Origin of the sequence: Gottfriedia acidiceleris, assembly GCF_036421055.1 — a bacterium.
GTDB lineage: Bacteria > Bacillota > Bacilli > Bacillales > Bacillaceae_G > Gottfriedia > Gottfriedia acidiceleris_C.
In genome coordinates this window covers 18,184-40,395 of record NZ_JAZGQS010000005.1, presented here as the reverse complement: position 1 = coordinate 40,395, position 22,212 = coordinate 18,184, and the positions used below count along the sequence as shown (strand labels likewise).

20 protein-coding genes are annotated in these 22,212 nt (G+C 31.7%); 1 reads left to right on the top strand and 19 read right to left on the bottom strand.

Annotation, left to right across the window (positions count from 1 at the left end):
• Window positions 1-53 precede the first annotated feature (53 nt).
• Both RAH41_RS09195 and RAH41_RS09190 read right to left on the bottom strand, forming a co-directional pair.
• A complete protein-coding gene (locus RAH41_RS09195) occupies window positions 54-1,919 on the bottom strand; it encodes a prenyltransferase/squalene oxidase repeat-containing protein (protein WP_331222045.1) in 1,866 nt (621 codons plus the stop codon).
• A gap of 14 nt (window positions 1,920-1,933) precedes the next feature.
• The gene (locus RAH41_RS09190) at window positions 1,934-2,230 is read right to left on the bottom strand and encodes a hypothetical protein (protein ID WP_331222043.1); all 297 of its coding nucleotides are present in this window, start codon (window positions 2,228-2,230) and stop codon (window positions 1,934-1,936) included.
• Between the two features lie 245 nt (window positions 2,231-2,475).
• On the opposite strand from RAH41_RS09190, the gene RAH41_RS09185 reads away from it, so the two are divergent.
• Window positions 2,476-2,925 (top strand): hypothetical protein, encoded by a 450-nt coding sequence (locus RAH41_RS09185; protein ID WP_331222042.1) that lies wholly within the window; start codon window positions 2,476-2,478, stop codon window positions 2,923-2,925.
• 138 nt (window positions 2,926-3,063) lie between these two features.
• On the opposite strand, the gene RAH41_RS09180 is transcribed toward RAH41_RS09185, so the two are convergent.
• From RAH41_RS09180 to RAH41_RS09100, 17 genes are all read right to left on the bottom strand, one after another.
• Complete coding sequence (locus RAH41_RS09180; RefSeq protein ID WP_331222431.1) at window positions 3,064-3,342, bottom strand: DUF3892 domain-containing protein; 279 nt, start codon at window positions 3,340-3,342, stop codon at window positions 3,064-3,066.
• 365 nt (window positions 3,343-3,707) lie between these two features.
• Entirely contained in the window at window positions 3,708-4,415 is a 708-nt protein-coding gene (locus RAH41_RS09175) for an HAD family hydrolase (protein ID WP_331222041.1), read from the bottom strand.
• A 444-nt stretch (window positions 4,416-4,859) separates the two neighbouring features.
• Window positions 4,860-5,429, bottom strand: a complete 570-nt coding sequence (locus RAH41_RS09170) for a dihydrofolate reductase family protein (protein ID WP_331222040.1) — start codon at window positions 5,427-5,429, stop codon at window positions 4,860-4,862.
• A 433-nt stretch (window positions 5,430-5,862) separates the two neighbouring features.
• Window positions 5,863-6,822: a formimidoylglutamase gene (hutG, locus tag RAH41_RS09165; protein ID WP_331222039.1), complete on the bottom strand. Its 960-nt coding sequence runs from the start codon at window positions 6,820-6,822 to the stop codon at window positions 5,863-5,865.
• Window positions 6,803-8,026, bottom strand: coding sequence for an imidazolonepropionase (hutI, locus tag RAH41_RS09160; RefSeq protein WP_331222430.1), 1,224 nt, complete (start codon window positions 8,024-8,026; stop codon window positions 6,803-6,805). Before hutI ends, hutG begins: the two co-directional genes overlap by 20 nt.
• A gap of 54 nt (window positions 8,027-8,080) precedes the next feature.
• A complete protein-coding gene (gene hutU, locus RAH41_RS09155) occupies window positions 8,081-9,739 on the bottom strand; it encodes a urocanate hydratase (protein ID WP_331222037.1) in 1,659 nt (552 codons plus the stop codon).
• Between the two features lie 17 nt (window positions 9,740-9,756).
• Window positions 9,757-11,265 carry a histidine ammonia-lyase gene (gene hutH, locus RAH41_RS09150; RefSeq protein WP_331222035.1) on the bottom strand — a complete coding sequence of 503 codons (1,509 nt, stop codon included), beginning with the start codon at window positions 11,263-11,265 and terminating at the stop codon, window positions 9,757-9,759.
• 106 nt (window positions 11,266-11,371) lie between these two features.
• Window positions 11,372-11,803 carry a hut operon transcriptional regulator HutP gene (gene hutP / locus RAH41_RS09145; RefSeq protein WP_114342759.1) on the bottom strand — a complete coding sequence of 144 codons (432 nt, stop codon included), beginning with the start codon at window positions 11,801-11,803 and terminating at the stop codon, window positions 11,372-11,374.
• A 236-nt stretch (window positions 11,804-12,039) separates the two neighbouring features.
• The gene (locus tag RAH41_RS09140; RefSeq protein WP_331222034.1) at window positions 12,040-12,474 is read right to left on the bottom strand and encodes a VOC family protein; all 435 of its coding nucleotides are present in this window, start codon (window positions 12,472-12,474) and stop codon (window positions 12,040-12,042) included.
• A 475-nt stretch (window positions 12,475-12,949) separates the two neighbouring features.
• Window positions 12,950-14,869 (bottom strand): ribosomal protection-like ABC-F family protein, encoded by a 1,920-nt coding sequence (gene abc-f, locus RAH41_RS09135; protein ID WP_331222032.1) that lies wholly within the window; start codon window positions 14,867-14,869, stop codon window positions 12,950-12,952.
• Between the two features lie 508 nt (window positions 14,870-15,377).
• Window positions 15,378-16,130: an SIMPL domain-containing protein gene (locus RAH41_RS09130; RefSeq protein ID WP_331222031.1), complete on the bottom strand. Its 753-nt coding sequence runs from the start codon at window positions 16,128-16,130 to the stop codon at window positions 15,378-15,380.
• Between the two features lie 138 nt (window positions 16,131-16,268).
• Entirely contained in the window at window positions 16,269-16,415 is a 147-nt protein-coding gene (locus RAH41_RS09125; RefSeq protein ID WP_331222030.1) for a hypothetical protein, read from the bottom strand.
• 314 nt (window positions 16,416-16,729) lie between these two features.
• Window positions 16,730-17,701: a DUF4822 domain-containing protein gene (locus RAH41_RS09120; RefSeq protein ID WP_331222029.1), complete on the bottom strand. Its 972-nt coding sequence runs from the start codon at window positions 17,699-17,701 to the stop codon at window positions 16,730-16,732.
• A gap of 75 nt (window positions 17,702-17,776) precedes the next feature.
• Window positions 17,777-18,451: an ankyrin repeat domain-containing protein gene (locus tag RAH41_RS09115; RefSeq protein WP_331222027.1), complete on the bottom strand. Its 675-nt coding sequence runs from the start codon at window positions 18,449-18,451 to the stop codon at window positions 17,777-17,779.
• A 346-nt stretch (window positions 18,452-18,797) separates the two neighbouring features.
• Window positions 18,798-18,995, bottom strand: a complete 198-nt coding sequence (locus tag RAH41_RS09110; RefSeq protein ID WP_331222026.1) for a hypothetical protein — start codon at window positions 18,993-18,995, stop codon at window positions 18,798-18,800.
• 338 nt (window positions 18,996-19,333) lie between these two features.
• Window positions 19,334-20,020 carry a response regulator transcription factor gene (locus tag RAH41_RS09105; protein WP_331222024.1) on the bottom strand — a complete coding sequence of 229 codons (687 nt, stop codon included), beginning with the start codon at window positions 20,018-20,020 and terminating at the stop codon, window positions 19,334-19,336.
• Window positions 20,017-21,465 (bottom strand): HAMP domain-containing sensor histidine kinase, encoded by a 1,449-nt coding sequence (locus tag RAH41_RS09100; protein ID WP_331222022.1) that lies wholly within the window; start codon window positions 21,463-21,465, stop codon window positions 20,017-20,019. Before RAH41_RS09100 ends, RAH41_RS09105 begins: the two co-directional genes overlap by 4 nt.
• Window positions 21,466-22,212 lie beyond the last annotated feature (747 nt).

Below are 22,212 nucleotides of genomic sequence, written 5' to 3'. Positions count from 1 at the left end.
TTTATGGAAAAATTCCCAAAAATAAATCTATTTTGTTTACATAATAGTATTATTTAACTATTTTTATAGTGTGCTAGTGCTAATAGGGGATAAATTTCATTATAGCTATGATAGTGAATATAAAACTGACCAGGTAAGCCTAATCCAGTTGGATAAGTTAATGCTTTATTTGTTAATTCACTTTGAGTAGTTAAAAATTTAATCCCTTTTCTAATTACTTCATCTTCTTTATTACGAATTGAAAGTAAAGTATCAACTGCCCATGCAGTTTGACTAGGTGTACTAAATTTTAAAGGAACAAATTTATTTTTAACAGGTGAAAGACCCGACTCTCCCCAACCTCCGTCTTCATTTTGAATACTAACTAACCATTTCTCAGCTTTTTTAATTGCCTCATGATTTTTAGGAATTCCCACAGCTCTGAGACCAGTAATGGCTGCCCAAGTTCCATAAATATAACAAATTCCCCATCTACCATACCAACTACCATTTGATTTTTGGTTCTTAAGAAGCCAATTAACTGTCTTTTTCACAATCGGATCATCGTTTGAAATCGTTGAATAGTGTCCAATAAATTCTAAAACGCGTCCAGTTAAATCTGCAGTTGAAGGATCGATGATTGCATCTTTTGCATTTTCAATGGGTAATAATGTTAACCATTTATTCGTTACATTTTTTTCGAAAGCTCCCCAACCACCATCGTCATTTTGAAGTCCAAGTAAAAAATGAACCCCCCTTAACCAACTTTCATGAATTGTGGACTGAACCAAAGCACTTCTTGTTAATGCCCTTAAAGCTGCACCAGTATCATCATTATCTGGTATAAAAGAATTAACATCAGAAAAGCCCCAACCGCCAGGACTTAAATTTTTAGCATGAACCTTCCAGTCACCATTCATATTTTGCTGTTTCTTAATTAGGTAGCTTATTGATTTCGAAACAGTCGGATCACTTATTTGGTAACCAGCTTCTTGAATTGCATATGACAATAATGCAGTATCCCAAACTTTTGATGGCGAATTTTGAATATGAAGTCCCGCTTCGGTATTGGCTGAATATGAAAGAAGTCCTTGTAGAGCATTTTGAATGACAGATGAAGTTGCTTCATAGCCTAATGCCATTAAAGCATAGATCATATAAAATGTAGAACTAGCATAGCTATAAAAAGTTCCATTCGTTTCAATACGATCTAGAATAAATCTTTCAGCCTTTTCATATCCTTTTTGGTGAAAATAGAGAGGATATGAAGCTAGCTTCTTACCTTCTTCAAGTAAAAATTGATAAAAACTCCCTCTCTCCTCGTAAAACCATTCTACCTCACAAGTTTCCAGAAGGTGATCGATCGTTAAATCATCATCCAAATTCACTTTAAATCGCTTATTTATACAAAGAATCATTGGAACTAAATGTACTCTAGCATAATTACTTAAATCAAATAAACTTAGCGGCACTTTATCCGGTAGCAAAAAATAACTCATTGGAAAGTAAAATAATTTTGGATACTCAATCAAACCATGAATAGCTAGAATCATTTTTAACATAAAATGTGTTTTTTTAATACCACCGTTTTCACGAATAAATTTTTCAGCTTTTTTCATACTAGAATGGTCTTTTGTATACTTTTTCGAGATTAATAAAGCTATGTAAGCTTGTACTGTTGCATTTAAGTTTCCATCTTTTTCATCATCGTATAGTTTCCAAGCTCCATTCGGATGTTGAAGGTTGATGATCCGATCAATAATCCCATCAATCACCTCTTGATTTTTGTATTCAAGATCCTTCATTAGTAAAATCATAAAACTATCCGTTATTAAAGAACCTTCAAAACAAAATTCCCAAGAACCGTCTTCATCTTGTTTTACTCTTAGTCGTTTGATCCGCTCTTCAATATTTCGTAAAACAATATTTTCGAGGTCCATTTTACCACCTCAGTTCAATTTTTTTCTGCCTGATGGTATTTTTCCATTCTTGTTGAATGCTCAATTTGAATTTCTTCAAGATCATCAATTTCTTCTGATGCCTCGATTTCTATTTTTTTACTAAAATAAACAATTGACATAATGAAAGTTAAAAGACTAAACGGTAAAACAATAATTTTAAATCCAAACCAAGTAAATGAATGTAAAATATGAAAATAACTACCTAGTAACAAGCAATAAGTAAGTAAAAACAGGTCAATAACAATTACACAACAAAATGATTTTACTATTTTTATTAAAAAAGGATTCAACTAGATCACACTCCATTACTAATCTATGATTTAAATGTGAAATAATGAATTATTCTGTGTAATTAGTACCTATTACTTTGAAAAAACAACAATTTGTAGTGAGAATTTTATAGGAAATAAATAATTTACTGGAAAACTTCTTTCTCTAAAGTATTAAAAAAATTGAAGAATCTATTAAATGTCTAATCAGAAACTATTAAAAGTGAATATAGTGAGAGTATTGATAGAAAGGAGTGTTTTTTACAATGGCAGCAGAATTTGATGATTTTAAAGCTTTAAAACAAGAAATTCAAGAGGTGCTTGCAGCAGCTAATCAAGATGGTTCAATCAATTTTAATTTTTTCAACATTGAAATTAAAGAGAACCGCATCCAAGTCGAACAAAGAGCTGAAGGCGGAGGACAAATTAATCGAAATGTTGGAATGAACGCAAATCAAGGCGGACAAAATGCTAGAGACAATAGCCAAACAGCAAATGATCGTTCACAATTCGCAGATGGAAATGGTAGAAGTGGTATTGCTGGCAAAAATAATGATGAATTAGGCGGACAACAAGGAATTAAAATCAGAGACAGCAAAATCAAAAGAAGCAGAATCAGAACAGATTCCGAACACAACGAAGGCGCTGGAACTGAAGAAGCGAACGTCGAACAATTCCAATTGCCAAGATTAAATAGACTTAATCGAACAGAATAAGTTACTTTCCAATTTACGATTATTTCTAAGACTTATTTTCTTAAAGTGTGGACAAGCTATCCATCAATTGATAACAAATGAGTAAATCTAATACTAAACCCACTAGGAAAAATCCTAGTGGGTTTAGTTATTTTTGACTTAAAACTCTGGTAAATTACTCAAATTATTCTCTGCTATTCCATCCGGTTCACTTCTGAGAATGTCACGACCATACTTATGGATTACATCTACATGTGCTAAATTTCCACTTTTTGCTTCCTGCAAAGCTTGAAGATAATCTAGTTCACGATTTAAACTTGTTCTGAAACCAATTAAATCCCCATCTTCATTTTTACGAACAGCAATAATATGCTCCTTGTCCTGATTTACTGAATCCTCTACCATTATTTGTTCGTCATCACTTTGATTTCTATACATTTCATATGCTTCTTCAAATCGATCTTGAGTCACTTTATTATCCTCCTTTTATCATTAGTTTTGCCTTTAATAGAGAATGTAAAACTAATTAGTCCTATCATTGATCGATTCCCTAAGTGATGTGTATAAGAACAACTTCTTACTATTAGGAGGCTGACTAAAAAACTAGTTAAAAATAAAAAGAGAGAATCCCAGAATAAAGAGATTCTCTAAAAAAATAGGTGATATTGGTAAAAAACAAGAAAGTAATCGTACATTATTATATAGAAATTAATCTAAAGTGTTTCAGTTTAACGCCTGTTTATTGGATAAATTTTCCATTTTATATAAACAATCTATAAATAAAATGAACGATTTAATACAACTTAAAGCTTTGCCAAATTACCAAATAAAAGTAATTTTATTTCAACTAACGACTTAATACCCTCTATTTTGTAATTATGTTCCAGATCGTCATAAGACCATGAATCTCTAATAATATGAATCGCTTTCATCCCTGCATCTAAAGCAGGAACAATATCACTCCTTAAAGAGTTTCCGATCATTACTGGATTACTTAATTTTTCATTTAACTCAAGATAGGTATTTATATCTTTTTTATTTGTAATAAATACGTTATCAAAATGTTGGACTAAGCCAGAATCCATTACTCGCTTTGATTGGACGTCTTTTTCACCTAAAGTCAATATTGTCATACTTGCTACATCTTTATGATTTGATAATTCTTCTATTATAAATGTGTCATTTTGCAACGGAATATTTACTTTAAATATCGTTTTTGCTAAAGATTGTAATTGATCATTGACAATCTTTGATATCTCTAAATTAAATCGTGTTGCCAATATATCTAAAGTGGATTCCCATGCATAAGGATAACGAGCTTTACTGAATCCCATATCTTTTATTAGTTCCAGATCGATTTGATTAAAAACTTCTTTAATGTCATTTATAAATACTTTTTCACCTAGCGCCTGATATACTAGATTTGCACATAAATCTGTATTATGCCTAAATGCGGCTTGGGTTTGAATTAATGTATCGTCTAAATCAAAAATTAAATCATATTTCATCATTCATTTATCTCACTTTCCAATTGAACCATATTGTATTAATTTTCACATATGCCTATTAATTCGGCTTTTCTAATTATATATGCTATTTTACTAAGTGTCCCTAATTTATTCTTAAAATAATATAAAAGTAAACCTTTTGCCAATTTACTGTAAAATTTACATTATTTAGATTCTCTTAGTAAAAAAGAGGAAGATCCTAAGATCATCCTCTTTTGGTTATTCAGTTAATTAATGCTTAAGTTATCAATACCTAAGAAAAAATTATAAAAATTAATAACAAAGAAATTCATTCGTTTTTATGAGTGTGTATTTTAGAACTAGTCCCAATGATTAAATATGATTTAAACTATTCTTTAGGTTCCCAGTAATCTATTTGCTTTAATTCTTCACTATTCACAGTGACAGTTATACGACTAATTAATAGTAATAGAAATCTTAACAAAATTATTCTTCTTTCAAATGATAAGTGACCTGCACAACTCCAGAAGAAAACGTTCTTGTATTCATCATGATTAAATTCTTTCTCTGTTTTATGTCAACAAACAAAGGTTTCCCTTCCCCCAATATAACAGGATGAATAGATAATCTAAATTCATCTACTAGCCCTAAATTTATAAATGATGTAATAAGGCTTGAACCCCCATACAACCAAATGTCTTTGCCGGGCCTTTCTTTTAACTTATTTACTTCTTCAATGATATTTTCATTTATAAATGTTGCATTATTTTCATCTTTTGAAATGGTTCTGGAAAACACATATTTTTCCTTGCTATGTACTAAATCCCACATTTCTTTATCAGATTCAGAGTCATCTATATTGGGACTATAATTTCCCCACAAATCATAGCTTTTTCGGCCATATAAAATCGTATCAATTTGATTCAAGAATTTAGTAAATTCCATTTCAGGATCCATTATACACCAATCAATTTCTCCGTTTTCCCCTTCGATAAAACCATCTAATGTAACCGCTAGATCTAAAATTATTTTTCTATGTTTAATGCTATTTGACAAAACTAATCCGCCTCCTACTTTGTTCTTGTAACTCATACTTATAAAAAATCGAATATTTGTTCTTATTTTGATTATAACAAGCAGCATCGTTGCTATCAAATATGTATAGAAATGTTTAAAAAAACTAAAAACCTTAAAATTTGTTATTTTAGATTGTGTATTCTAGGTTTATTTACACTTTAACAATTTAATTTGCAGTCTTGAAATTTTTATTTGCAGTTATCACAATTTTAATTGTAGTTTTGTTATTTTTAATTGCACTTCTGCCAATTTTAGCACCCCAACTTTTATTTGTAGATCGAACCTCTTATTTGCACTTCTCGAGCTTGATCTGTAGCTTGTTAGCCCTTATTTGCACCCGATCCCCTTATTAATACCCCTACCCAAAAAAGCAAAAAAACTCGCAAACATCTAAGTTTACGAGTTTCAAATTTTACTTATTTAACAGTTTAACTTTCTCAACAAGAAAGTTTAAGATAACATGTGCTGCGATTCTGCTTGTCATGTCACGGAAATCGATTGTTGGATCAAGTTCAACAATATCCATTCCACTAACTTTTGGATGTGATGCTAGATAACATATGCCATCTAATAGAGTTTGACTGTCCATTCCACCAGGTCCAATTGCAGGGCATCCAGGAGCGAAGGCTTGGTCTAGTACGTCCATATCTAGGCTAATGTAAATTGCATCTACTTTGTCTACCAAATGATTGATACTCTCTTTAATAATTTTTGAGATTCCTACTTCACGAACATCACGCATTGAATAGATTGTTACTCCGTTATTAACTCCGAATTCAGTGTATGGAGCACTATTTGAGAAATTTCTGATTCCAATTTGAACTAAATGTTCACCTTTTAGAATCCCTTCGTCAATTAAACTACGGAAAGGTGTACCGTTTGAACGTCCACCATCTTCTGTATTTCGTAAGTCATGATGAGCATCAAATTGGATAACTCCTACTGTTCCTCGTTCTTTTGCAAAAGCTGAAATGCTTGGAAAGCTAATTCCATGATCACCACCTAAAATGATTGGCATCGTTTCTTTATATTGACCTAGCAATTCAGAGATTGTTGATCTAATACGATTTCTAGACTCTTCAAAATCAGTCACATGCATCGTAATATCACCAAAATCAGTAACCTTATAATCTTTTAAATCAATTTGGTCTTCAATATGATATGTGCTGTAACTACTTAGCATTTTTCGTATTGAAGCAGGTGCGAAGCTTGCGCCTGAATGACTAATTGATGTTTTGGACAATGGTACACCAATAATTGAGAAATTTGATGCTTCTGTTCCATTCCATGCAGAGATGATTTCATTTGCTTTTGTTACTTTTGAATCAATGAAAATGGCATCTCCTGCTTTTTTAAGATGTGATAGCGACATCGTGTTCACCCCTACTTACTACTAATTTACCATTCTTAAATACTGATTCTACATGATTTACACCAAAATGGTAAGGTACATAAGTATAGTTTGGTACATTCCAAATAACGACATCTGCCTTACGTCCAATTTTTAGTTTACCAGCTTGGTCTCCACGATTAATTGCGTAGGATGAGTTAATCGTAACGGCATTCCAAATTTCTTCAGGTGTCATTTTAAGTTTAAGCATTGCGATTGTCATGATTAATTGTAAATTTTCAGTTGGGCAGCTTCCTGGGTTGAAATCAGTTGCTAATGAAACTGCTACGTTATTTTCGATCATCGATCTTGCAGGTGCAAATTCAGGTTTATTTAAATAGAAAGTAGTTCCTGGTAAAATGACACCGATTGTATTGCTCTTACCAAGCATTTCTACACCTTTTTCAGACGCTCCACATAGATGATCGGCAGAAATAGCACCAATTTCAGCTGCCATTTCAGTGCCACCTAGTGGATCTATTTCATCAGCATGAATCTTAACATTAAAGCCATATTCTTTTGCTTTTAGTAAAAATCCTCTTGATTGTTCAACTGAAAATACACCTGTTTCGGCGAATACATCTACAAATTCAGCTAGTTCTTCTTCTTTAATTACATCTAATAAAGAAAGCATTTTTTCTAAGAAAGCTTCTTCATTTCCTTTATACTCCTTAGGTACTGCATGCGCACCTAAGAAAGTTGAAACTAAATCAATATCATGCTCGGCTTGTAATTCCTTTACAACTCGAAGTTGTTTTAATTCAGTTTCTTCATCAAGTCCATAACCACTTTTTGCTTCAACTGTTGTTACACCAAATGAAAGCATTCTGTTTAAGTGATGAATCGTTTTCTTTTTTAAATCTTCATGAGAAGCTAATTTAGTTTGACCTACAGTTGAATGGATCCCGCCACCCATTTCTAATATTTCTAAATAAGTGGCACCTTGTAATTTCAAACTAACTTCATGCTCACGTGATCCTCCAAAGACCACGTGAGTATGAGGATCAACTAATCCTGGCGTGACTAGCTTTCCCTGGCAATCAATTACTTCTTTTGCATCAATTTTTTGTTCATTCATTTGTCCAATATAAATAATTTGCCCGTCTTTCCATGCAATTTCTGCATTTTCTAATACAGGAAGATTACTCATGTCTTTTCCATGAATTGGACCATCGCCATGATCCATCGTTAATAATTGACCAATATTTGTTAATAGAATATCTGCTTTCAATTCTAGCACCTACTTCATCATTGGGATGTTTACGCCTTTTGCTTTCGCAGTTTCAACAGCTAAATCATAACCTGCATCAACGTGACGAACTACACCCATTCCTGGATCTGAAGTCAATACTCTTTCAATACGTTTTGCAGCTGCATCAGTACCGTCAGCAACGATTACCATACCAGCATGTAAAGAGTAACCCATACCAACTCCACCACCGTGGTGTACACTTACCCAGCTTGCGCCATTTACACCATTAATAAGTGCATTTAAAATTGGCCAGTCAGCTACTGCATCACTACCATCTTTCATGCTTTCTGTTTCACGATTTGGAGATGCTACTGATCCACAATCTAAGTGGTCACGACCGATTACGATTGGAGCTTTTAATTCGCCATTTTTAACCATTTCGTTAATGATTTTACCGAATTTAGCACGCTCACCGTAGCCTAACCAACAAATACGTGATGGTAAACCTTGGAATGCTACCTTTTCACGAGCCATACGAATCCAGTTACATAAATGCTCGTTATCAGCAAACTCACGTAAGATTACTTCGTCTGTTTTGTAAATATCCTCTGGATCACCAGAAAGTGCTACCCAACGGAAAGGACCTTTCCCTTCACAGAATAATGGACGAATAAATGCAGGTACGAAACCAGGGAAATCAAATGCATTTTTAACGCCTTCATCTAATGCAACTTGACGAATGTTATTACCGTAATCAAATGCGATTGCACCACGTTGTTGCATTGCTAAAATTGCTTCAACATGAACTGCCATACTATGCTTTGCACGTCTAATTACTTCATCTGGATTTTCTACACGAAGTTTCTTTCCTTCTTCCATTGTCATTCCTATTGGTAAATAACCATTTAATGGATCATGTGCTGAAGTTTGGTCAGTAATTAAATCAGGTACAAAATTACGTTCAACTAATTGAGGTAAAATTTCAGCAGCATTACCTACTAAGCCGATTGCTAAAGCTCTTCCTTCGTTTTTAGCTTCAGTAGCAAGTTGTAAAGCTTCCTCTAAATCGTGAGTTAATACATCACAATATCTAGTGTCAATACGACGTTGAATTCTAGTTTCATCTACATCAATACCGATTACAACTCCACCATTCATTGTGACAGCTAGAGGTTGAGCTCCACCCATACCACCTAGACCTGCAGTGATTGTAATTGTACCTTTTAAGCTTCCACCGAAATGTTGTTTAGCAGCTTCACCAAATGTTTCATAAGTACCTTGTAAGATTCCTTGTGTACCAATGTAAATCCAGCTACCAGCAGTCATTTGACCATACATCATTAAGCCTTTTTCATCTAACTCACGAAAGTGTTCCCAAGTTGCCCATTTTGGAACTAAATTTGAGTTTGCTAATAAAACTCGTGGTGCATCTTCGTGAGATTTAAAAACTGCAACTGGTTTACCTGATTGAACTAATAATGTTTCATCGCTCTCTAATTTCTTTAATGATTCAATAATCGCATCAAAACTTTCCCAGTTTCTTGCAGCTTTACCGATTCCACCATATACAACTAAATCTTCTGGTCTTTCTGCTACTTCTTCGTCTAAGTTGTTTAATAACATACGAAGTGCTGCTTCTTGAATCCAACCTTTCGTGTTTAACTCAGTACCTCTTGGCGCTTTTAGAGAACCTTTTGTGATTTCCATTTTAATTCCACCTCTTCTTATATTTGTGTTTGTTTTGTATAGTTTCTTGCTATGAAATTTTCTTTTAAATAAGTTGTTAATTTTTCAATGTCTTTAGAGAATACGCGATCTTTAGTAATTGATGGAACTGTTTTACGAGCATCTTCCATAAACTTTCTAGTTGTTTCAGACATTTTTTCAATTCCTTTATATTCAACACCTTGCATTGCACAAATACATTCAATTGCTAAAACTCTTCTAGCGTTTTGTAGAATTTGATATGCATGACGTGCACCGATTGTACCCATACTTACATGGTCTTCTTGGTTTGCAGAAGAAGGAATTGAGTCTACACTTGCCGGATGTGCTAACGTTTTATTTTCTGAAACTAAAGAAGCTGCCACATATTGCATAATCATTGCACCAGATTGTAATCCTGGTTCTGGACTTAAAAATGGCGGTAAATCATTTAATTGTGGGTTTACTAAACGTTCAATTCGTCTTTCTGAAATATTTGCTAACTCGGCAACACCTAATTTAAAGAAGTCCATTGCAAATGCGATTGGTTGACCATGGAAGTTCCCACCAGAGAATACATCATCACCGAATAATAATGGATTATCAGTAGCTGCGTTCATTTCGATTTCTAATTTTTCTTTAGCATAGTTCAGAACTTGCCAGCTTGCTCCATGAACTTGAGGGATACATCTTAATGTATAAGCGTCTTGAACTCGGATTTCACCTTGTCTAGTCGTTAATTGGCTTGTTGCTAAAATATTACGGTAACGTTCTGCTACTTCAATTTGCTCCTTATATCCACGAGCAATATGAATTCTTTCATCAAATACATCTGTAATACCATTTAATGCTTCAAATGTAATAGAAGAAATTAATTCACTTTGATAAGCTAATTCTTCACCTTCAAGATAAGTAAGAATGCCCATTGCCGTCATTGCTTGAGTACCATTTATTAAAGCTAAACCTTCTTTAGCTTGTAAAGTAATTGGTAAAATTCCTTCTTTTGCTAAAGCCTCTGCTGTTTCCATACGTTTTCCTTTATAGAAAACTTCACCTTCACCAAGTAAAACTAAAGCTAAGTGAGATAAAGGAGCTAAGTCTCCACTTGCACCTAATGATCCTTGAGATGGGATAACTGGATGAATTTGAGCATTAATTAATGAAAGTAATTTTTCAACTACTACTAAACGCACACCAGAGTGACCTTTTAACATTGTATTTGCACGTAGTACTAGCATCGCTCTTGAAACTAATTCTGGGAACGGTTCACCAACACCACATGCATGAGAAGCGATCAAGTTATATTGAAGAGTTGAAACATTTTCTTTTTCAATTAATACATCACTAAATTTTCCAAAACCAGTTGTGATACCATAAACGACTTTGCCATTATTTACGATTTCTTCAACCTTTTCTCTACAAGCTTTTACCGCAACTAAACTCTCTTCACTTGCTTTTACATATGCCTTATCGAATAAAATACTTTTCATTTGTTCCATTGTTAAGCTATTACCAGTTAAAGTTACCATTAAAAACACCTCCGAATTTTGTCAAAAAAAACACAGAAAGAGGCTATGAAACGTAAAGTTAAACTTACGAATCATAGCCCCCTATCATCTAATAAACTATGGGCGATTATATGTGATTAATGCCAAGTCCTGCTGATTCATGCTCCGATCCTTTAATTGGAGCACCAATCGTTCCGTATAGTGCAACTGCTATCCAGTCACCTTCGTTCACGTTTTTATAAGGCTTTCCTCTCACAACAGCAAATCTAAGTCCTACTGTTCTAAGAACATCACCTAATTGAACGTGACCTCTTGTTACGCCTTGTATTGCTTCAAGTGTTGCATGATATAATGAATGAACTTCTCTATAAAGAGCTCCATTAATTACACCATTTTGTTTGGCAGCGGTTTCAATCGCAGCAACGACCTTTTGAGCATCCATTGTACCGACCTTACCTACACACCATACAACGTTTTCATTTTTCATTAATTCTTCTTCATGATCAGTCAAAGCAAGCATCATAGCTGTTCGACCAATTCGTTGACTTTGCTCTGCCATATCGCTAATACCTCTTACTTACTTTCTCTAATAAACTAGTATCTGATTACATTATATGCCAACAATTAGTAAACTTCAATATATTCAGATTATTATTTTTAAAAAATATTTTTTTATTAAAAATTGACGGAATATTCTAAATACTTACAGATAAATTATTATTTAAATAAACTTGTCCATTTGTCATTTAATCATCCTAAAAATATCATGCTAAATGGCGAAAGATTCACTAGTTGTTAAGATTTTTTTCTCAACACTAGCTGCCAAGTGACACCAAAACAATCAGTCAACCATGTAACCTTACTAAAATCATTCATTTCTACTGGCCCCATAAGTACTTTACCATCACTCTTCAAGCCAGCAAAAATTAAATCAAACTCTGCATCGTTTTTGCATTCTAAATAAAAGGAAACAGCCCAAGTAAAATCTGGGCAAGATTCTTTTTCCATATCCAAAACCATAAAAGTTAGCCCTAAAATTTCAATGATGCCATTAAGGATTTTTCCTTCTACACCTCGGTCACCTTTTTTAAATCTTCGAAGGGAAACGAGTTTTGAATTCGGAAAAGTACGCACATAATAATTCATGGCTTCTTCAGCATTGCCGCTAAATGTCAGAAATGGCGTAATCCTTTGCCCTGTTACAACCGGTATTACTTGTTCTTGTGTCATCTCCTTAAAACCCTCCAAACAATTTGTATATACCTAATTTTAAACTTTAACAAACCAGTTCGAAATCATTTGTTTCCACTGGAGATTTAGTTTTTAAAAAGTAAATATATAATAGATAGTACCATATTTTTACAGATCAAAAAACTTCACATTAAATTGAAATAAATGCGAAGTTAATGAAGGGTGAGAACAGTATTATCCTATTTACGAAAAACAAGGAATATTATCTTAAATTCAATCTTATTTCTCACAAAATCTATTTTTCACTTTTTTGAAAAAAAAATTCCACCAACAAGACAATTAGCAACTCAAAGGCTTATTGTCTTGTTGGTGGAATAGTTCATTAGCAAAAAAATTTACTAAATTCCATTCCAATTAAGTTTAATGAATTTAATTGTTTCATAACATATACATTACCTTGCATCCATATCACTGGATTTATCATTGCTCCAATATTCATGATTTTCCTGAGGTCTTATAAACCTAACCACATTTCTATTGCCGATTCTAAGACTTTACTTAATTCTATCTTCCTACAATATAAATCATTGAGCATATTATAATCTTGCTCACAATTCATCGCTAGTTCTATCTCGTTTATTTCTTTTTCAATTCGTTCAATTTTTACTAAAACTTCAGCATTAATTTTTTCTTGCTTACTATCCTCTTTCTTATTAACTTTTTTTTTAATGCCTTTATTTTCAACCGGTTCTTTTATTTCTTTAAAACTTATTTTATCTTTCATTCTTTTATAATCATCATAGTTACCCAAATAGCTTTGTAATTTATAAGCTTCAATCGCTATCAAACGTTGACTCATTTTATTAATAAAATATCTGTCATGTGAAATAAATAAAATTGTCCCCTTAAATTCATCAAGTGCTTCTTCAAGCGTTTCGATAGAATCAATATCAAGATGATTTGTCGGTTCATCAAGTATTAACAAATTGATATCTTTAAATAACAACATTCCTAATTTCAGCCTAATTCTCTCTCCACCTGACAGGAATTTAACTTTTTTAAAAACACTTTGTTTATAAAACATAAATTTTGAAAGATATTCCCTTGCTTTCCCTTCAGGAATTGAAATATCCTCTCTAAAACATTCAAGTACTGTCATTTCTTCGTTATTAAAACTTATTTTTTGAGGTAAATATGCAGTCAGTACATTTGCACCTAGTTGTACCACGCCATTATCTGATTTTTCTTCACCTAAAAGCATCTTTAAGAATGTAGTTTTCCCACTCCCATTAGAACCGACAAGCCCAACTCTTTCCCCATAATTAATCAATAAATTTGTATCTTTGAATAGCACTTTATCTTCATAAGATTTCGAAAGCCCAATTGCTTTTATGGTCTCATTTCCTGATCGTTTAGATCCTTTTAAATCTAATTTCATATTTTCTTTTTCAAAAACTGGTTTTTCAATTCTACTTAGCTTATCAAGTTTTTTCTGTATACTTGAAGCTCTTTTAAAAAATTTATTATTATCAGCACGCATTGCCCAATCTCTTAAATTGGTTACTGTATTTTCCATCGCTTTTATCTTTTTTTGTTGTTCTTTAAAATTCTCAAATTGGATCTGTATGTTTTTTTCTTTTTGCTCTACAAAAGATGAATAGTTGCCTTTATACGTGGTTGATTCCATTTCTTCAATTTCTACAATTTTTGTTACGACATTATCTAAAAAATAACGATCATGTGAAACAATCAATACAATTCCTTTATAATTCTTTAGAAAGTCTTCTAACCATTCTACAGAGTCCATATCTAAATGATTTGTCGGTTCATCAAGCAATAATATATCAGGACAATTCATTAAAAGTTTCCCTAGTAATACAGTTGTTTTTTCACCACCACTTAATAAATCAAAATCTCTGTTTAAAAAACTTTCTTTCAATTTAAGTCCGGTACATACCTTCCCTAACTTTTCTTCCCGTTCATAGCCACCATTCACTTCAAATAATTGGACTAAATCACTATACTTTTTCATTACTCTTTCTAGGTCATTATTTTCTAAAACTTTCATTTGATCTTCTAACTCACGCATTTGATTTTCTAATTGAATAACTTCATCAAAAGCCATATTTAAAACATCAATTACTTTTAAGCCTTTAGAATAAACTGGCGTTTGTTCCAAATATGCAGTAGATAGTCCTTTTGGAATGAAATTAATTAAACCTTCATCATAACCATAACTAGAAGTTTGTGGGTACCCAGGATAATAGTGCATCGGCACAATGCCAGCTATTATCTTAAGAATGGTACTTTTACCACTCCCATTTATTCCGATAATACCAATTTTATCCCCCTCATAAGCTTCAAATGTTATATTTTTAAGAACTAAATTTGCATCCATATATTTTTTAAGGCCATTTATTTTTAATTCGAACATAAAATTTCCTTCTTTCACCCATAAATTTCGTTATGCCTTATATGGACAAGGTAAAGAAGTGAACTTTGATACCGATTTAATTATTTAATTAAGACTCAATTTTTAATTTTGCTAAGATTTACGGACCAATAAAAAAGACTATAAGAAGAAAGTATCTTCTCACAGTCTAATAAACTTGGTGATTTATCATTTATTTAGAGCTATATAATCATACAATTCTTATATAAGCCCCAAGTATTCAATAAATAATCATCTCGTTATCAGTAAAGTAAGTTACCTTCTAATTTGCCTTAATTCCATAAGAGCATAACAAATAAGCCTAAATATTAGGCAATTTTTTCAACTCATTTGGAAAACATATTAATTTAAATTAAATTAATATCAGCAATTAGTTGGCATCATAAACTTACTTTCCTCCTTCGAAATTTTTCTATATTATCCCATTTTTTCACTTTTTTGTAAATTGTTTTATAAAATTTATCGATCTTTTTACTAATTTTTCAAAAATTCATCTTACATAGTTAAACATCGCCTGCACTGAAGCAGTTATTTTAATTTGCCCTTCTTGAATTGGCGTAGTTGGACCGCTGAATGCTGCTGCAGTCATTGTTAATGATGACATCGGACGTACAACTTGAATTCCTTCCTCAGCCAACCAAATAGGTATGTTATTAATCGATAACCCTAGGGATTTTGCGATGTTTTCTGCATTCATTTTTGCATTTAAAGTTGCCTTTTGTAGTGCTTCTCCGTAATACGGTTCGGGGTTTGATACTTCGAATGTAAGATTCCGTACTTCATTTGCTCCATTTTCAACTGCAACGTCAATCACTTTCCCAACATTTGCAAGATCCTTCACGATTACCTTAAAAATATGACTCACACGATATCCCTTAAAGATTTGCTGTGAATCTTGATAATCAACAATTCGATCAATCGTATATGAGTTCGTTTCAATTTCGTCTTGTTTAATTCCTATCCCTTTTAATGCTTCTATTATTTTATTCGAAATGACTGCATTCTCTGTTTGAGCCGTTTGTACTTTCATATCTTCTACTACTGATCCTAATAGTACAAACGATTGGTCGGGCTTTACTGATACTTCGCCTTTTCCTGTTGCTTTAATCGTATAATTAGTGTTCATATTGCGTGATTGGAAAGCACTTTGATATTGAGGGGTTGAATAATCATATCGCATACCTGTTAAGTTATAATGATTTAATGGATAAATCTTCCTCACATCCTTTAAGATGAAAAACATTGTATTTGTGCCCATTTATTGTATGTATAAAGGTGTTTATTTGTGTGTAGTTCGACTATTGTTTTGTGAATAGAAATAATTAAAAAAGCTTGTAAACTTCGGGAAATCCCACTGTCTACAAGCTTTTGAAATTTGTATTTACCCAATTATATACAGATTAACAAGGTCGTTTATTTTTAATTCTTCTTCATCCAGTATATCATCATAGTCTTTTTGTTTCCCAATTTCTATTGGTACTTCATATTCTGGTACACAGCCATTGTTATATGTAGAATTGTTTTCCATTTGAATTCTCCTTTTTAAATGATAGATTGGAAGTTGTCGGATAATTTTTCGTTTTAAATAGGTTAGACTCAATCCACATTTAATTAAACAAGATAATCCCTTTCAATACTATTGGGGGAATTTTATTTTTTCCAATAAAAAAATATTGTTAAAAACACTAATTTTTTGGTTAATTCTAGGTAGGAATACCTTTGAAATCAAGTATTTAGATACTAAATTGTATTGGGGGAATTTTAAAATTTACTAAAAAAAACGAACATTTAATAAAAAATATACAAAAAAAGAATGGATTTCTCCATCCCTTTTTAAGTTTATTAGAAACTAAACTTCGGTTTAAAATCACCTTTATAAGGTTCATGCTCAACAAAAACAGTTATATCCTTGCCATCTTTGTCTTTACCTGTTCTTTTATAAGTAAATTTATTTTTATTAAGCTCTGTCAATTCAAGAACAGCACCATACTTATTTATACCGATTGAAACATGTGCTCTAATTTTATTTTCGTGGGCAATATCGAAATATCCATAGTCACCACGGCTTTTACCTGTTTCAAGATTAAAAAACTCATATTGATTAGTGTATCCATCAAATTTTGCAAGACTAATAAAATTCGTATTATATTTCGTTACGTCATTCCCTTGTTCATCCAGTACTTTTGTACCATTCCAAAGTGTTCTACCTAATATTTTATCGCCATCAATGTTTTTTACAATCTCGCCTGTTTTAGCATCTAATTTTTTATCAGGATCTGTAAAAGAAAGTTGTTTTTCTTTATATGGAACATGATCAACATATACTTCTACATCATTACCGTTTGCATCTTTCCCCATTCTTTTATAAGTAAATACGGTTTTAGTTAGTTTTGTCATATCGACTACAGCTTGGTAATTCATTGATTCCGAAATTAAAATTCGTTTTTTACCATCATTTGTAATAAAGAATGTTCCTTTATCACCGCGACTTTGAGCAGTTTTTGCATCAAAAAATTCGTATCTTCCCGATTTTGCATCATATTTAGCTAGACCAATAAAATTTGCATTTTCTTTTGTTAAGTCATGATGATTTTTATCATACACTCTTGTACCTTGCCAGTTTGTACTACTTAAAATATTAGCCATTACCTGCCCTTTTGTTAACTTGTTCTTTACTTTTTTTGGAGCTTTGTATACTCTTTCTTGCTCTTGTTTACTATGTACTACTTGAGCGTTTGCATTCGTTTGAAAACCTGTTACTACTAGAGATACTCCAAGTAAAATTGATGAAATAGTTTTTGTTTTTTTTATCATTTTAATTGTCTCCTCAAATTTTTATCACTATTTATATAATCTCCAATTATTCATCCAATTGGTCATGAACTTTCATTATCTAGCACCTGCTTTTAGCAAAATCTCTTCAATCTTTTTAAAACCTCTCTCACGTGCATGCTGTAAAGGGCTAATATTTTCACGATCGGACAAATTAACATCTGCTCCATTATCAATAAGTAATTGGACTGTTTGCTGTTGCTTTTCACTTCCATCGTTCAAAATAATTGCTTCCAAAAGAGCTGTCCATCCTAAATTATTAACATGATTAACATCTATCTCGGTATTAGTAAGAAGTTCATTGACCACATCTACATATCCATGTTCTGAAGCGGGAATCAATGCTGTTCCACCATACCGGTTCGTAATGGCCGGATTGGCACCAGCTTTTATTGTAAGTTTTAGAATATCAATAAAACCTTCAGCACCAGCATATAAAAAGGGATTGTTTTTCATATGATCTCGAATATTGACGTCTGCTCCTGCATCAATTAGTACGTTTGCAGTCTTGAAATCATTATGATAAGTTGCAATCATTGTGGCAGTTTGTCCATTAAAATTCTGTGCATTCATATTCGCACCATTTTCAATCAACTTCTTAACGATATCAGTCTCTCCTCGTTTAGCTGCTTGAAATAACTGTTCGTTCACTTTTTCTTCCCCCTTAGCAAATGAGGCACATCCATTTAGCAAAAGTATGCAGCTGGTAATTACTGCAAATAACTTCCACATAAAATTCAACGTCCTCCTTTTCCATTACAAACAACATGAAAATATCATTTTATTCCTGGGAAATTTTCCTCCAATCTTCTTCACAAGTTAGACCAATGTTCGTCTGAAATCTATGTTAATCCTTAAATGAAAACTCCTTCTAAACAAATTATTAAAAAAGTATAAAATTTTTAATAATATTTCTTTATAGATGGTATTGATGGTTTTTTTTAACTAAAAATGACTGTCCAATTAGACAGTCATACGAAATTAAAAAATATATAATTCTTTTTGTTGAACTAAAGGAAAGTTTTTCAGCCCCCTATATATTATGTTGCATTTTTTTGTTAAACAAAGAATTTTCACTTTACCAACCAATAAAATAAAAAAATAATCCAATTGCTATACTTAGTAATATTCCTCTTTTGTATAAATACCTTTTATGATGTTTTTCAAACTTAATACCAGATAAACCCTCTTGTATCTTGATCATTGAAAGTACTATAAACCAACCAAATATAATACTACCAATTGCATTAAACGTTAAATCAAATAGTAATCCCATTTTTTTCCCTATAATTTAAAATCTTGTTTAAATCAATTATATCAGTCCTATTTCTCTCTAGCGTAATATTTTCTCCAAGAAAAAACAAAGACTACTTAATAATATCTTTAGAGATTTTAGATATTCCTATTTCATAATTTCTTGAAAAATAAACTATATTTTTATATTTAACAATTAATTAAAAAAACCATGACGAATAAAGTTGCAATATCTTTCCTCAAAATAGTTATTTCACTACTACTAATCATCTAATTTATTATTTAGTTTTCGTAGAAAAACAACTCTAATGGTTTCTATATAATAAAAACCGCCACTATGTGACGGTATTAAAACATAATTTATACATTAAATCGATACCCCGCTCCCCAAACTGTTTCCAAGAACTTTGGGTTGGTAGGGTCTCTTTCTATTTTTTCACGTAATCTACTAATATGGACAGTTACAGTTGAAACGTCTGCAGCCGATTCGAGGCCCCAAACCTTTTCATAGAGCTGTTCTTTACTTAAAACTTGGTTTGGATTCATTACAAAAAATACCATTAAATCAAATTCTTTTGTCGTAAAAGGTACTTCTTCTTCGTTAATAAAAACTTTACGAGCTGAACGATCGATTGATATTCCATGAATGAAAATTGTATTTGAAACGGCATTGTTCCCTGCTAGCCTTTCATATCGCGATAAATGTGCTTTTACTCTTGCGACTAGTTCACTTGGACTAAATGGCTTTGTAATGTAATCGTCTGCACCTAAACCGAGGCCTCTAATTTTATCGATATCTTCTTTTTTAGCAGATACAAATAATATAGGAATGTTTTTTACTGCACGTATTTCTTTACAAATTTCAAAACCATTTTTTCCTGGTAGCATGATATCCAATATGATTAAATCATAATTTCCATTAAGTGCATGTTGAAGGCCTTCATCGCCATTATGTTGAATATCTACACGAAAATCATTTATTTCTAAATAATCTCTTTGTAATTCTGCAATACTTATATCATCCTCAATCAGTAATATTTCTTTCAATTTCGCTCACCTTTCTTTAAGGAAAAGAATATACTTGTTCCATTACCAATCTCACTAGTTGCCCAGATTTTTCCTCCGTGCTCTTCAACAATTTGTTTTGCGATTGCTAATCCTAAACCACTTCCGCCAGTTTGTGAATTTCTAGATTGTTCTGCACGGTAAAAACGTTCAAAAATAAATGGTAAAGCAGCCGGATCGATTCCTTGTCCATTATCTGTAACTTCAACAATTACTTCATTTAACTGTTCATTTAAGGTAAATGAAATTTTCTTTTCTTCTTTGCTCATATATTTTACACAATTGCTTACTAAGTTTGACAACACTCTCTTTAATTTTTCTCGGTCCGCTGTGACATTAATTGATTCATTTGAATGACTAAAATCGATCTTGATGCCTTGTTGCAGTAAATCCAAATATATTTCCTCTATATAGCTTCCAATATATTTATTTAATTCAAAAGTTTCAAAGTGAAATAGTTCTTTCTTTAAATCCAGCTTAGAAAATAAGAACAATTCATCGATTAATGAATCCATATCCTTTGCTTTAGAGTAAACTGTTGATAAATATTTTTCCATTTTCTCAGGAGTATTTGCTACCCCATCTTTTATTCCTTCTACATATCCAATTATTGAAGTAATCGGTGTTTTTAAATCATGTGAAATATTGGACAATAGTTCTTTACGATTTTCCTCATATTGAATCTGGAGATAGATTGATTCTTTTAATTTGATTCTCATTTCCTCAAATGCTTTATTTAATACACCGATTTCATCATTTGAATTCGTATCAATTTCAAAATTTAAATCCCCGACTTTAATTTTTTCAGCACCATTTTTAAGTTTTGAAATTGGCTTAATAATACTTCTTGAAACTAAGTAATTTAACATTCCAATTACCACAATAAATAAAAAAAGCAATAAACCTAGTAAAATTGGAAAAAGATTACGAATAACCTCGGTATATGAGCTTGCCTTCTTTAAGACAAAAATACTCCCTTGATTTTGATCTGGAAAATAAAAATCAAATTTCACATACGTAAAAAACAAATCATTCATTTTAATCGTATCGCGAGTATTAATATTCGTTTCCTCAAACCCAGGAAGCGCTTGTTCCAACACTTTTTTGTCTAAAGACGGAGAAGCGTACTCAATATGTTTTCCCATACGCACTACAATACCGATATTCTTATGCTCAATACTTTTAAGTTCCTTCTTATTAAGTAACTGTTTAGGATTATGTTTAGCAAGGAGCTTCAAATCTAGAAACACACTTTCTTCAACTGTAGTCAAAGGCTTTTGTACATAAGTCTTTTTGTAAAGATTTTCTACTGCCTTTACATCTCCTGTTATTGCAAAAATTATTAAAAAACCTGCTGCCAATAATAATGTGATTGAAAAAAGAATCACTCCAATATAAGACAACAGAAACCTCATTTTAATTGACATTTCTTTCACTCGCTTGGTAATAAATTTTATTAAAATTATCTTATTCATAGCATGCTAGTTACTTTCGTAAACTACACACTCTAAAAATAAAACTTATTTTCAATTGAAATTAAATGAACTATATCATATAAATCTTAAAAAAGTGTAAAATTTGTGTGAAATAAGTCTAAACAACAAACTTTCTTGTTATATTCTTTAACTAACTCATCATTCCAGAATCATTTAGTAAGTATCCGATCCTTTAATATATGTCAAAAAAAACCACCAGCATAAAGACAGCTGATGAAAAAAAAATAATGTCATGGATTTTTACAAAACTAAAAAAAATACACCTTTATAAAGAGGTGAATTGCATTTTCATTTATTAAGGAAAGAGGTTTCAAATGATATTTTATTTCTTTATTTTGTGTTTCCCATCCTTTTCTATAGGAATTTAGCAAATTACGAAACTACCTATCGATCTTCCCCTTTATCAATTGTTATTGGTAATGAAACAAGATCATCCTGCCGATTGTAAAATTTCTATCTCTTTTGTATAATGATTAACTTAATAGTCATAAACACAAAGAGTTAATATGGAGAATTCTTAATACATGCTGTTAAAAAGGAAATTGACAATATAATAAAAAATAGTGATTTCATCTTCTTAACCATTTTTAACCCTTTCTTATATTGGACAGAAAAATTATTCTACTAAATCTCACCAAAAATTAGTAGTATTTAGTTTATAGTAATTTGACAAATATA

Excerpts from the sequence above, each read along its gene's own strand:
- RAH41_RS09195 (WP_331222045.1), bottom strand. The coding sequence starts at position 1,919 with ATGGACCTCGAAAATATTGTTTTACGAAATATTGAAGAGCGGATCAAA.
- RAH41_RS09185 (WP_331222042.1), top strand. The coding sequence starts at position 2,476 with ATGGCAGCAGAATTTGATGATTTTAAAGCTTTAAAACAAGAAATTCAA.
- RAH41_RS09180 (WP_331222431.1), bottom strand. The coding sequence starts at position 3,342 with ATGTATAGAAATCAAAGTGATGACGAACAAATAATGGTAGAGGATTCA.
- RAH41_RS09175 (WP_331222041.1), bottom strand. The coding sequence starts at position 4,415 with ATGATGAAATATGATTTAATTTTTGATTTAGACGATACATTAATTCAA.
- hutG (WP_331222039.1), bottom strand. The coding sequence starts at position 6,822 with ATGTCGCTATCACATCTTAAAAAAGCAGGAGATGCCATTTTCATTGAT.
- hutI (WP_331222430.1), bottom strand. The coding sequence starts at position 8,026 with ATGGATCATGGCGATGGTCCAATTCATGGAAAAGACATGAGTAATCTT.
- hutU (WP_331222037.1), bottom strand. The coding sequence starts at position 9,739 with ATGGAAATCACAAAAGGTTCTCTAAAAGCGCCAAGAGGTACTGAGTTA.
- hutH (WP_331222035.1), bottom strand. The coding sequence starts at position 11,265 with ATGGTAACTTTAACTGGTAATAGCTTAACAATGGAACAAATGAAAAGT.
- hutP (WP_114342759.1), bottom strand. The coding sequence starts at position 11,803 with ATGGCAGAGCAAAGTCAACGAATTGGTCGAACAGCTATGATGCTTGCT.
- RAH41_RS09140 (WP_331222034.1), bottom strand. The coding sequence starts at position 12,474 with ATGACACAAGAACAAGTAATACCGGTTGTAACAGGGCAAAGGATTACG.
- abc-f (WP_331222032.1), bottom strand. The coding sequence starts at position 14,869 with ATGTTCGAATTAAAAATAAATGGCCTTAAAAAATATATGGATGCAAAT.
- RAH41_RS09130 (WP_331222031.1), bottom strand. The coding sequence starts at position 16,130 with ATGTTTTTCATCTTAAAGGATGTGAGGAAGATTTATCCATTAAATCAT.
- RAH41_RS09125 (WP_331222030.1), bottom strand. The coding sequence starts at position 16,415 with ATGGAAAACAATTCTACATATAACAATGGCTGTGTACCAGAATATGAA.
- RAH41_RS09120 (WP_331222029.1), bottom strand. The coding sequence starts at position 17,701 with ATGATAAAAAAAACAAAAACTATTTCATCAATTTTACTTGGAGTATCT.
- RAH41_RS09115 (WP_331222027.1), bottom strand. The coding sequence starts at position 18,451 with ATGTGGAAGTTATTTGCAGTAATTACCAGCTGCATACTTTTGCTAAAT.
- RAH41_RS09110 (WP_331222026.1), bottom strand. The coding sequence starts at position 18,995 with ATGGGATTACTATTTGATTTAACGTTTAATGCAATTGGTAGTATTATA.
- RAH41_RS09100 (WP_331222022.1), bottom strand. The coding sequence starts at position 21,465 with ATGTCAATTAAAATGAGGTTTCTGTTGTCTTATATTGGAGTGATTCTT.